The following is a 13,809-nucleotide window of genomic DNA, read 5'->3' as shown; positions in this document are numbered from 1 at the left end:
CAGCTGCTATTGCTTCTGTTAATGCTGTTTTGTTTACTTCTGGTGTTTCTTCTGGTTTAGTCCCATCTTTTTGTGCTTCTGTGTAAGCAGATATTGCTTCAGCTAATGTTGTCTTAGCATTATCTACTTCTTCTTGAGTAGCTTCTGCTTTATCTACTACTGCTTGAGCTACTTTTACTGCATTTTCAAGTGCTGTTTTAGCTTCTTGAGTAGTCCACTTTTCTGTTTTCTCTACATCAGAACCATCTGTTGATACTTTTACATATTTAACAGCTGCTATTGCTTCTGTTAATGCTGTTTTGTTTACTTCTGGTGTTTCCTTAGGATCTAGTTTAACTGGTTCTTCTGATTCAGTACCAACAATTTTTACTGCTTTGTCATCTGATACTGTTGCATCAGCCTTAACAATTACTGTTACATCTTTTTTAACTACTGCATTTACTGTCTTTGGTGTTATTACAGTAGCATTTGCATTTATAGTCAATGCTGCAACTGTATCATTTATCTTTAATGTCTTACCTGCCGCTTCAAATACTAATTTATTAGCTGAAACTAATTCATTCCATGTTCCTGCTTTTACATCTTTTATTGTTATGGTTCCAGTTACTGTTGCATTATTATTAACTGTAGCTTTTGGTGCATTTACAGTTAAATTACCAGTTATTTTTAAACCTGCTGGTAAGTTTAAATCTGCTTCTGAAGTATATTCTATTGTAACATCACCAGTAATTTCTGATGCTACAATATTAACTTGTTTAGCAATATTGTTTATTCCTGCTTTTAATGTGTAATTTTCCACTCCACCATTCCGTGTCTATCTCCACCGAGATTTCGACCGGTCCTCACCGTACGTGCCACTTTCATGGCATACGGCGATTCCTCGATAAGATTAATATAGAAACAATTATTAGATAGTTCTTCTCTTCATTCGACATTATTCGACATGGCTTAATTATGACACAAACCAATAAAACATATGGAATCCATATTTTTATTGGTTGTGCATCATATACTCAAGATGTCAATTTATTATGTTTTGTTTCTATTCTTACCGACTAGATTCCTTCGCTCCCATATGTTTTATCCTCTCTGTATGTTACCATACAGATACAAACGGCATATGATCTACACTACTACGAATCCGCTGACTCCCTATATATATCAACGGAGTTACTCCTCCTACTTATATAGGACATCAAACGTTCCATACATACCATCCCTACTTTTGATGACCTTAGGTCTCCACTTTGTACAGCAAGAAAATCAGATTTAATAGCCTAAATTATCTCTGATTCTACTATATCATTTCAGATATAGAGGTAGATGATAAGCCGAAGGTATTATTTATATCATCTACTAACTCACTTCACTTTAAAACATGGATTCGTGTTCCTAACCATAGTCATCTTTTAAGGAACCCCGCATACGACTCTCACGTATTACGACTTCACCTGGCTTCATACTGTTAAGGGAGTAACCTTGTACAATATGCAGGAGGATTAGGCTCTATGCTGTAAGGCTATTGCATAGATTGGGGATTTCACCCAATATTTGGTAATGTATAGTTAAAGAAAAGCCCCATACCTTTGGGGTATAGTGCTTAATCTTCACCCACTTCGCTCATGTTACCATGAACTTATAGAGTAACGTTTCGCACTTTTATTATTTAGCAGTAAATTGTGTTACTGTTACTTTTACTGTATCTGTTGCTTCGCCTTTTGTTATAACAACATCATATTCTGTTAATGAAGTAACTTTAACTGCAACTTCACCAGATACTAGAGCCTTAACATATTCCTCAACTGCCGCTTCTTTAACTCCTGCTTCTGCAAGAGCTCCACCTTCAACTTTTAACTCTTCAATTGGTGATTTTGCTGTTATTAAAGCCTTAGCTGCTTCTACAGCCTTTTTATCTGCTTCCTTAACTACATCATCATTTACTTTATCTATAGCATCATTTACATCAGATGCTTTACTATTTACTTTTAAAGCTTTGAATTCTGCACTCTTTAAATATGCTTCCATATTAGCTTCTTTAACATTGTTAAATAGTTTATTATCTAGTGCTGTTGCTAGTTTTGATTTACTATTTAATGCTACTGCAGATATTACTGCACTTACTGCTTTTATTTCTTCTGTTTCACCAGATACATCATTATTTACTTTATCTATAGCACTATTTACATCAGATGCTTTACTATCTACTGTTAAAGCTTCGAATTCTGCACTATTTAAATATGCTTCCATATTAGCTTCTTCAACTTTCTTAAACAATTCATTGTTTAATGCTGCTGCTAATTTTGTTTTACTATCCAATGCTACTGCCACTACTACTGCTTCTATTGCTTCTTTTTCTGCTTTTACAGGTCCTTCTGTTTTCTCAACTATAGCTTCTAACTTTACTAAATCAGCTAAGTTTTTAACAAGAGCTTTTTGAGCCTTTGTTAAGTCTTCATATGCTTTCCTTGCTGCTTTTATTGCTGTCTTTTCATCTTCTGTTGGTGCTTTATCATTAACAATCTTTAGTGCTTCAATTTTATTATCTACTGCTTTAGCTGCATTTCTATCTGCTTCTGCTTCAGTTGATTCTTTTACTAATACAAATGATGTAATAACACCATCTTTATTAGTTTTAACGTCTTTTACTACAGCATTTTGTTTTAAATGCTCTCCGATTTTTTCTCCACCTACTGCTAATATAAACTTACCATCTTTGTTATATAATACAGTATCAGCATTTAAGGTATATTTTTCATCATCTATAAAGATTCTATCTTTATTAATATAAGTTACTACACCCTTTTCTGGATCTTGTGGCTTAGTTGTTCCGCCATCTTTTTTAACTTTATCTGCTTCACTACCAACTAATCTTTCGATTACTCTGATGTTTACTTTGTTTTCTGCTATGAAGAATACTGCATCACCTTTTCTAATGTTGGAAGCTGTCTTCTTAGTACCTTCTTCGTAAACAACTGCACTGCTTGATAGTTTATAGTCATCCTTACCAACAGTAATTACGTTTCCATCTTTCTTGTCAACAATACCTTTTACATAGATTAAGTCATCTTTGTCTTCATCATATAAGTCTATCTTACCACTGCTCTTAACCTTTGCAATAAATGGTCTTTCTTTATATGACTTACTGTATTTGATGTTGCTACCATCTAATTTTTCTACTTCTTTCTCTTCTACCTTACCAGTTTCATAAGAAACATATTTTATATGAACGTCTCCACCTTTAGTCCAAATATCAGTAACGTAGATAGCTTCTACATCAGATGAAGTAGATGCACCTTTGCCGATGAATATTATTGCATCAACATCAATTTTGTTATTTCTCTTAGTAAATACAAAGTATTCTAAGTCTTTATCATATTTGTTTTCTGCCATATTCTTCCAGTTAGCAGTTCCAAAGTCATCAACATCAAAATTACTGTTGAATCCAGTTCTGTTAGAATTGTGTTTTAAACCTTCTGCATCAATGATAATAGCCTTATCATCAATTACAAATGATTTATGCTCATTTTCGTTTTCATAAAGAGTTGATGGGATACTATCCTTACCAAAATCTTTATCTTTTCTCATTTTCCAAGTGTTTTTAGGAGTTGCTGCATAAAATTCATTTTCAGCAATATCACCATTTTTGTTAAGTTTGAATTTAACAACATCACCTGCTTCAACTTTACCTCTCTTTTCACCTTTAATTACTTGACCATATTCATCAAGTTTTACAGGCTCATTTAGATTTCTTTCTTTTTCAACTTTATATGTGATTTCTTTTCCTTCTTTTCCATCAACATAAGTGTAAATCTTAATTCTATCATTATCTGCATATGCTTTTGTTACGATACCATATTTATATCCTGATGAACCATTTGTCTTAGTAGTTAAGAATGCGATTTTTCCTACAGCATCAAGATAAGCTGTCATTTCTTCGCCATCTGCATCTTCCATGTCAGTTGTCCAATCGCCATCTTTTCCAGTCCACTCTTTAACATCTTCAAATCCATCAACACTATAGAATGTTTGGAATTGTGATCCTTCTAAAGAGTATTTAATTGCTTTAACTTGTTTATCTCCCAATGTTACTCTATCATCTTTAACTTTTGATAGTTTTCCTTCTACAATGTTGTCTTTAACTACTACAACTACTGCATAGTCATCTCCATCATATTCTTGTTTTTGTACATAAACTATGTTTCCTTCTTTAATATCTTCTACATCTAGTTTGTTTCCTAATGTATCAAATACAAAAACTCCGTCATAGTTCGCTTTTTTAGTTAAATCAACATCAAAGTTTTCAGTAGTTTGGTTAATACCTTTTAATACACCACTTTTGTTTTCACGAACTAACATCCATGGAAGAGCTTCTGAACTATCCATGATTTCAGCGTATACGATTCTATTGTTTTTAACAACAAACTTACCTACATGACCTACAACACTACTTAACTTTGTATCAATACCATCTTTTTTAACGCTTAACTCAACATACTTATCATCTTTTGAATCAAACACATATACTTTTGCATCTGAATCAAATGAATATTCTTTGTCAAATTTTACAAGCTCTAATTTGTCAACTTCTCTATCCTTACCTGATGCTGCAAACACATAGTCAAAGTATGCTTTATCATCATTTTCCACTTCAATATAAACTACTTCTTCATTATCATTCATATATACGGTTACTTCTTCCCCGATATATTTTCTTGGATTTACAACTTTTTTGAATTTGAAATCTTTCTCTTCATTTTTCTTATATGATTTCTTAACTGACTCATCATTTTTGTCAATTTCTTTTAAGAATTTAACAGTTATTTCATTTGCTTCTAATCCATCATCAACAATTTTATCTGCAATAACTCTAGCATCTTCGTATTTGCTGATGTTTAGTCTGTCTTTTAATAATGTTTTTTCTGTTTCTTTGTACTCTACTGTACCACCTTTATAGATGTCTACTTTTACAATGTTGCCATCTAATGTGTTGTTAACTAAGTTAGCAACATCTCCTCTATTAGCTGCACTAACAGCACTGTCAAATTTAACTCCAGCAGTGATTCCTGCTTCTGCTGCTTTTGCAACATAGTTTCCTGGCCAAGTTCCTTTTAGGAAGTCATCTTGGTATCCTAATGCTCTAACTAACATAGTTAATGCTTCTGCATAAGAAACTTTTTTCTCTGGTTGGAATGTTCCATTGTTATATCCTTTGATAAGTCCTTGTCCTGATGCAACATTGATATATCCTGATGCCCAGTGACTTGCTGGAACGTCTGAGAACTTAGTAACACCTGTTGCTGCTTTTGTAGCATTACCTATTCCCAATGCTTCTATTAATATTTTAGCAAATTCTGCTCTTGTAACTTCTTTTTCTGGTTTGAAGGTTCCATCTGGATATCCCTCAATTATACCAAAAGCAACTAATCTTGATATTGCCTTTTCATATTCAGTTCCTACTACATCCTTTGGAACTTTTGTTAACTCTTTGTCTGCTTTTTCAGCAGCTGCTGCATTAGCAGTTGTGAATACAGAACCAAAGCTTCCTAGTATCATGGATAATACTAGAAGAAATGAAAATATTCTTTTCATCTTATTCATGCTGTATTTCCTCCTTTTTTTTATTTACTTTTTTTGAAGTAGTTTTGTTCTTAGTTTGATGGCAAACCCTTCAAGAAATCCATCAAACTTGTAAGAGTTTAGTTTAACTGCATAGTTTTCCCTAAACCCCACATCATATTAATTATTATAGCATCAACCTTTATGAAGGTCAATGATTATAAGAAGTTGTAACATAACTGTAATATTCTATTAATTTAATGCCCTAACTTCTTTATATTTACATTATATATGGTCTTTCTCCAAAATACCATTACAGTTATGTTACATTTATATTTCTTTATTGTGTTTCTATAGCTTTCCTCTTTGCCTTCTTGCTTTCAAACACAATAAAGGATGCTGGTATTACAAGTACTGTTAGTACAGAGGATACCATTAGTCCAAATATTATAGTATATGCTAATGGTGCCCAAAGGCTTCCTCCTCTTATTCCCATAGGAACTAATCCTATAACTGTTGTAACCATACCTATGGTAATAGGTCTTAGTCTAGCCATGGAAGCAGTCTTTACTGCATCTAAGGTTTCCATTCCTGTTCTCTTTAGAATATTGATATAGTCTAAGAGAACTATTCCGTTGTTAACTACAACCCCCATTAAACTAACTACTCCGTTTAATGCCATAAATCCTAGGGGAAATCCAGTTATCTTTAACCCAAGTATAACCCCTATAAAAGATAATGGTATAGTTCCCATGATTATAAGTGGCTGTCTTAAATCAAAGAATTGGAACATTAGTATTAAATAAACCAATACTATTGCCAATATAGAAGGTGCTACAAGGGATTTAAATGCCTCTACCCTATCTTCGTTCTCTCCACCAAATTCATAGCTATAGCCTTCTGGCACTTCAAAATCTTTCATTCTTTCTTCTACTATTTTTAAAACTTCTGCTGCACTATGACCTGACTTTGGATGAAATCCTACAGTTATAGTACGATCTCTGTTTCTTCTTATTATTCTATTCAAATTAAATTCTGATTTTATTTCTGCTATTTGATTAATAGGTACATTTTTACCTGTTATTTGGGATGTTATAAATATATTGTTTAACATATCTACATTTTTTCTTTGCTCAGAAGGTATTCTCAAAATAACTGGCACATCATCATCAGAGTTATCTGGTCTTAGCTTTGTCATCTCTAGCCCATTTACTGCCATTCTTACTGTGGAGGATATATCATAGTTAGTCAATCCTACCATACTGGCTTTATCCTGATTTACATCTATGGTCATTTTAAGAGTCTTTGAGCCATAGTCATCTTGAACGTGCTGCCCTTCTTCTATGGTATATAAAATTTCTTTTATTTGGTTTGATATATCTTTTAATACATCTACATCTTTACCAGTTACCCTAACCTGTACAGGTAATTCTACTGGAATAGCGTTCTCCAATTGTTTTACTTCAATCCTTGCTCCAGGTATGTTTTCATTTAATTTACGCTGAATATTTTCTATCTGTGCTATTTCTCCATTTACTACAAATTGTCCTTTGTTACTAGCTATTTGATTTCCAAAGAATGAAGGATAAAATTTAGGAATACCATCCCCTACTTTGGATAAAAAGTTAGTAACAGAAGGGTCTTCTAGAAGCAAGGCTTCTATATCTTGTATTATTTCATAAGTTTTCTCCACTGTAGTTCCTTCTGCAAGGGTAACATCTATTATATACTGATCCCTTTCTACAAATGGAAATAGTTGAAGTCCAAGGCTTGGTATAAGTAAACTTGTTAAAGCTAATACACCAACTGCTATTAATATAGTAGTTCGTGGTTTTTTTAGTGTTTGATCTAAGAAAAGTTCATAGAATTTTAGGAAAGCTTCCCCAAGCTTATTCGCCAGTATTTTTCTTTTCTTAGTTGATACTTCTTCCTTCTTCTTTTCCTTTAGAAAGGTATATCCCATGGCTGGAACCACTGTTAAGGATATTAAATAAGAACTCATCAAAGCTATTGTAACCATTACAGGCAAATCCTTAACAAACTTTCCTGCAACACCTTTCATCATAGCAAGTGGCAAAAATGAAGCAACTGTTGTTAATGTAGATGTAAGTATTGCTATTCTTACTTCCTTTATTCCATCTGTAATAGCAACTTTTCTTTCCTTCCCCTGAGATAGATGTAAATACATATTGTCGTTGGCAACTATTGCATTGGATACTAATAACCCAAGGCAAACTATTAATGAAGCAATGGATACTTGGTGAAGTATGATACCAAAGAATCTCATAAATATAAAGGTTGCCATAACAGTTATTGGAATAGCAGAAGATACTACTATGGCTGATCTTGATCCCATAGTTAAAAATACTACAACAACTACCAATAATATAGCTGCTATTAAGTTTCCTTCAAAATCCTTTATAGCATCATTTACATATTCTGATTGGTCAGTTATTATATTTAAATTCATTCCACTTGGAAGAGTTTTTTCATATTCTTTTAGGGATTTTCTTATTTTCTCCCCTATTTTAACTATATTTTCTCCTTCAGAATATTTTAATGTTAGTAAAAGGGCTTTTTCACCATTTCCGCTAACATAGATATCCCTTTCTCCTTCTTGTTCAGTTATATTTGCAATATCCTTTAAGTATATGATATTACCTGCCTCTGACATTCCAACTATTGTGTTTTTAATATCATTTATATCATTATATTCACCTGTAGTTGTAATAGGTATATTAGATTGCTGAAGTTTTAAACTTCCTCCTGGAATATTAATATTTCTAGCCTTTAGAGCCATACCTATGGTATTCATAGGTATTTTAAAGTTCCTCATTCTAAGCAAGTCTAAATCAATGTGTATCTCATCTTTTATATGTCCATCTATTTCTACTCTAGCTACACCATCTATTTTTTCTATTCTTTCTTGTAATTCATCTGCTACTACTTTTAAATCCTTATATTTATAATCGTCACCACTTATGGTAAATAACATACCATAGGTGTCTACTAACTCCGTATCTACTTCTGGGTCATAGGCACCATCTGGTAACTGTACTTCATCTACTTTATCTTTTAACTTATTCCATGTTTCTGTTATCTGCTCATCTGTTAAATCCTTTAGCCTAACTATTATAACCCCTACATTATCTAAGGAGTAGCTAGTCATAAGCTTTATATTTGGAATTTCATTTATTTTGTCTTCCAATGGCTTTACTATAAGTCTCTCTACATCCTCTGGAGTAGCACCTGGATAAATGGTTTTTACTGTCGCACCTGGAGATACAACGTCTGGATTCTCCTGTCTTTCCATTTCTATATATACATATACCCCCGATAAAATTATAAATAGGGATAATACTGCTACTATACTTCTATGTTCTATACACCATTTAGTCATTTTTTTCAACTCTCCTAGCGTTTACTTCTTCTCCTTCTAAAAGACCGAATTGACCATGTACAACTACCAATTCACCATCCTTCAGTCCTTCAACGATTTGTATATGATCTCCAAATACTGTTCCTACTTTTACTTCTCTTTTACTTACTGTTTTTGTATTTTCATCATATACAAAGATTGTAGATTTATTAGCATCATCTACTACTGAATCTATAGGTACAATTATTGTAGTTACCTTATCCATATTTATAACTACATTAGCTATCATTCCAGGTTTTATATCTCCATCCTTATTATCTATATCTATTTTTACTCCGAAAGTTCTAGTTTCTAAATCAGCTGTAGCATCTATATTGGATATAACCCCTTCCAATTCCTTATCTATACCATAGATAAATAATTTTACTTTCTCTCCTACCTTTATATTATCTATTAAATTATCTGGAACTCCTACTTCTACTTCCAATGTGTCCAATCTTCCCAGTACAAAGGCTGGATAGCCTGGTGCTATGGTTTCACCTACTTCAAAGATTTGTTTTACTACTGTTCCATCTATTGGACTATGAAGGACTGTATCATTTAGTTGTGATTGTGCCAATTCTAATGCTGCACCTGCTTGCCTAAGTTGTGCTTCTGCTGTTTCCTTTGCATCTAAGGCTTCTTTATATTTATTTTCTGCAACTATCAAGGATACTTCTAATTCTTCTACTGTTTTAGTAGCTACAGCACCTTTCTCATGTAATCTTCTTACTCTATCTAATTGGGTCTTGATAAAGTCTAAATTAGCCTTAGCTTGATTTATAGAAGAATCTATCTTAGAACTAAGCTGCATATTTAAAGAATCATATTGTGCTTGAGCTGCTATTACCCCTAGTTCATAATCATGAGGATTTAAACTCATAAGAGTTTGACCTTCTGATATACGGTCACCTTCTTTTACATAAATATTTCCTACAACTCCTGCAACCTTAAAACCCTGCTTCACTAATTGGGCAGGCTTTACATTACCACTGATTTCAATATCATCAGAATAATCCTGTGTCTTTACTTCCATTATTTTAACAGGTTTTAATGGCTCTGCCATTACCTCTACATCCTTATTTTTGCAACCATAGAGCATGGTTGTTAAAATCACTAATAGTATTAATAGTTTTGTTTTACGTGATTTCATGTTTTCCCCCTCCAGTTATATGAATTATATTAGATATTTTAGTAAATAAAGTTTCCTGTATTGTTTAGATACTGCATACGTGCTAAATTATATGCATAGGTTATCTTTACAACATTTTCTTCGATTTCTGCTAGTTTTTCTTCTGCTGCTAAAACCTCTATTATAGTACCTGCCGAATCCTCTAGGTTTAAATTTTTTAGCAAATTAGTCTGTACTCCAAAGCCTTCTTTATATTTTAATATTGCAATCTCTAGATTTCCCTCTGCCTCTTTAATCATTTCCTTTGTGGATTCTAACATTGAGGCTACGGTATTAACAGTGTTATAGGATTGGCGTATGGAACTTTCAACTTCTAGTTTAGCTTGATTAAAGTTTATTAAAGATTTTTCCTTTAATGCCTCCGCCTCTCTATATTGAAATGTATTAGGTGTATATTTTTTCTTAGTTTCATCAAAGTTTGTATTGTATACTATTACTTCTCCTAAGGTCTTTTTTATTTCTAATCTTTGTTTCATACCATTGATTAATCCATCCTCTAGATTGAAGTTCTCTGTTTTCTCCACAAGTACATCTGTTAGAACTAATTCCTTATCAAAGCCTACATTCAAATTTTTCTTTAATTCCACTAGGGCATTTTCTAAATCCCCTTTTGCTTTTTCATATTGTATTTTAGTTGATTTATAATATGTGCTTGCTACAAGCATATCATCCTTAGGTTTTAGCCCTTCATTATAGCTGGCAGTTGCAAATTCATATTGTTTTTTACCTCTCTCCATTGCCTTTTTCTTTGCCTCTACCATTTGTTTAGCTTGAAGTACATCATAATAGTTTTTTTGTATCAATAATGCAATACTATTTTTGTAAATATCAAAGGATGCCTGAGTAACTTCAAAACTAATATCTGCCATAGTATTTAATACATCAGAAGTAGAGTCAAGAGTTAATGAATCTAAACTTGCGAAATCAAGGGCAGTGGAAATATTTCCTCCTGCTTCTTGAAGAGCATTTATTATCTTTAAGTTTCCACTACTTAGCTTTCCCTTAGAATCTTCAATGGATTTTTTGATTCCTGATTTTATACTGTCTTGCATTTCACTAGGTAAGCTATCTATTTTAGTTCCAGCTTTAATTACCTTTCCATCCCCTAAAGATATATCACTTGGAACTACTCCTTGATTTAAAAGACCTTCCGCTTGGTTTATCTGTTTCTGTGCATCTCTTAAATCATCATCTCCACGCCTTAATTTCTTAGTAGTATAATGAGATCTATCCTTTGTTATATCTGCTAACTTAATCTCTGCTTCTACTTGATCTAAGGCTAAACTATTTTCTATTCCCATAAGAACTGCTTCTTCCATTGTTAGTTTTAGTACCTTATCCTCTGCTGCAAAGGTTTCAATAGTAGAGCCTAAAATCATAGTGCATATAATGGCAGAAATTATTTTTTTCTTTATTCCTTTCATTTTTATCTCTCCTCTATTATCTTTAAAACATTATCTTTTTCTATTTCAATAATTCCTTGCTGCAAAGTTTTTAATAGTTTTATTAGTTGGTTGTTTTCTTCAACAGTCAATACTTCCATCAATTTCTTAGACCATTTAATATAATCTTCCATAACCTTTTCAACGGAGTTTATACCCTTTTCTGTGATTTTTATGACTATTTTCCTTCTATCTTCCTTGCTTCTAACTCTCTTTACTAAAGACTGTTCCTCTAATCTGTCTATTAAACCTGTAATATTAGCATTGGACAGGAGCATCCTCTCTCCTATTTTTGACATATACATCTCTTCAGTGCATCCCTTATATAGAATGACTAGAACGTTAAATTTTGTATTGGACAAATCGTATGATTGAAAAAACCTATCATGTACTTCCTCCAGCATATCCTTAGTCTTTAAAAGTTCTATATTAGTTCTGCTGGCTATTCTTTCTATCCATTTATAGTTTTCAGATAACTTTTCTAACCTTTCCACTTCTTCACCCCCGTATGTTTTTTATAACGATTTTAGTATAACCTATTTATATCAATATGTAAATAGTTAAATAAGAAATGTTTAACACATTAAACATATTTATGCAAAAAGATTATAAAAATAACCACCAAATGGTGGTTATTTCTATCTAACTGATCCTATATTTACTGCTTTATTGTATTGGATTATATTGAGATTATAATTTGCTATGGCATCTGATACTGCTAATTTAGCATTATATAATTGAGTCATAGCTTCCTTTACTTCCAATATAGTTCCCTTTCCTACATTATAGGAAATCTCCTTCAATCTTAATCCTTCTTCTGCCTTTTCTACATTTGCCTTAGCTAGTTTTATTTGCCTTTCTGCAGATTTTATAGCATCATATTTACCTCTAATATCAAATTCTGCATTTTGCTTAGCATTGTTCAGCAAGTTTTCCATCCTTAGTACACTGCCTTCTTTATACTTATATTTAAATGTATTTGAAGGATATACTATGGCATTAGTTTCAAAATCCAACTTTACAATTTCATAATTGTTTTTCATTTGAATCATTTCAAATCTTTTTTTGTATGAATTCTCAATATCTTTGTCTAAATCTGTAGAAAAACTCTCTTCTTTAAAGCTAGAGGTTAGATTTAATTTTGTATTTAGTGGGTAGTTTAAAACCATATTCAATGCTCTTACTGCTATTTCTCCATCTTCCTTAGCCTTTTCTAAGCTTATATTGGCTTCATTTAAAGCGATTTCTGTAATTAAAAGTTCAGATTTAGATACAAGCCCTAAGTCAAATTTTTTCTTTATTATATCTCTATGTCTATTGATATTATCTAGATTGCTATTTACTGCATTTATATGTTCTTTTGCCTTTAGTACCCCATAGTAAGCATTTACAACATTATATTTTATATCTTCCATTATATAATTCTTTTTTAGTTTTTCTTCTTCTAAGGCATAGCCTGCTTTTTTAGACAGCATATTTTCATCTAATAGAAACTCTTCAACAGTTCCCATAGATACATCACTTTTCTTATGTTTTCTCTCTTCATAATTAGCTTCACTTGCTTCTACTTTTTTTATTTCAATTTCTACTTCGTTGAGTTTAATTTCCGGAGAATTTTTTATTCCTATTTCTATAGCCTCTTCTATGGAAATTGTTGTTTTTATACTATTTTTTGCTGCTTCTTCTCCCAAGGAAATCATAGGTGTGATACATATTATAGATGCCAATATTAGACTTATTATTCTTTTTTTCAATTATATCCCTTCTTCCTCTTTGTTTTTCGTAAATATAAATATTATTTTTTCAAAACTAGCATATATAACTGGAATTATAATCATGGTTAGGGTGAAAATCTTTCAGCACCTAGTGCTAATTCCAATCCTAAGGGGAGCATACGAGTAAAATAGCATTGAATGAACCCTAATAATAGGGGCATGGATATATTTACCACTTAATCCTAAGGCAGGTGCGACTCCTATTATAACTAGAGGAATAGCTGACATAATCGTAATTGGATGAATAAAGGATTTAAATTGTGTTACCAATACTAAATATACAAATATTACAGATAATATTAATGAAAAAATTATATCCTTAATGGATTTGCTAAGTTCTTCTTGATCCCCTGTCATACTAATACTATATGGCTAAATGCTCTACCATCGGTGTAACTCAAGATTTCAATAGTATATTTGTAATTT

At 32.1% G+C, this 13,809-nt stretch carries 8 protein-coding genes; all 8 read right to left on the bottom strand.

Annotated elements, in window-relative coordinates:
* Positions 1-799, bottom strand: a 799-nt coding sequence (locus tag BUB33_RS11775) for a hypothetical protein (RefSeq protein WP_200778210.1), incomplete at its 3' end; no start/stop codon positions are given.
* Between the two features lie 863 nt (positions 800-1,662).
* On the bottom strand, positions 1,663-5,598 hold the full coding sequence (locus BUB33_RS11770; RefSeq protein ID WP_072976599.1) for an S-layer homology domain-containing protein: 3,936 nt from the start codon (positions 5,596-5,598) through the stop codon (positions 1,663-1,665).
* A 298-nt stretch (positions 5,599-5,896) separates the two neighbouring features.
* The gene (locus BUB33_RS11765; protein WP_072976597.1) at positions 5,897-8,956 is read right to left on the bottom strand and encodes an efflux RND transporter permease subunit; all 3,060 of its coding nucleotides are present in this window, start codon (positions 8,954-8,956) and stop codon (positions 5,897-5,899) included.
* Entirely contained in the window at positions 8,949-10,127 is a 1,179-nt protein-coding gene (locus BUB33_RS11760; RefSeq protein ID WP_072976595.1) for an efflux RND transporter periplasmic adaptor subunit, read from the bottom strand. The genes BUB33_RS11765 and BUB33_RS11760 overlap by 8 nt, the downstream gene beginning before the upstream one ends.
* A gap of 38 nt (positions 10,128-10,165) precedes the next feature.
* On the bottom strand, positions 10,166-11,590 hold the full coding sequence (locus tag BUB33_RS11755) for a TolC family protein (protein WP_072976592.1): 1,425 nt from the start codon (positions 11,588-11,590) through the stop codon (positions 10,166-10,168).
* 2 nt (positions 11,591-11,592) lie between these two features.
* On the bottom strand, positions 11,593-12,102 hold the full coding sequence (locus BUB33_RS11750) for a MarR family winged helix-turn-helix transcriptional regulator (protein ID WP_084725419.1): 510 nt from the start codon (positions 12,100-12,102) through the stop codon (positions 11,593-11,595).
* Between the two features lie 144 nt (positions 12,103-12,246).
* On the bottom strand, positions 12,247-13,362 hold the full coding sequence (locus BUB33_RS11745) for a TolC family protein (RefSeq protein ID WP_072976590.1): 1,116 nt from the start codon (positions 13,360-13,362) through the stop codon (positions 12,247-12,249).
* Positions 13,363-13,464: 102 nt separating this feature from the next.
* Positions 13,465-13,740 (bottom strand): efflux RND transporter permease subunit, encoded by a 276-nt coding sequence (locus BUB33_RS11740; protein ID WP_072976588.1) that lies wholly within the window; start codon positions 13,738-13,740, stop codon positions 13,465-13,467.
* Positions 13,741-13,809: the final 69 nt, after the last annotated feature.

It is taken from the genome of Tissierella praeacuta DSM 18095 (genome assembly GCF_900128955.1).
Classification (GTDB): Bacteria; Bacillota; Clostridia; order Tissierellales; family Tissierellaceae; genus Tissierella; species Tissierella praeacuta.
Note: the sequence above shows the minus strand (reverse complement) of the source record. Positions and strands in the feature narration are given on the sequence as shown.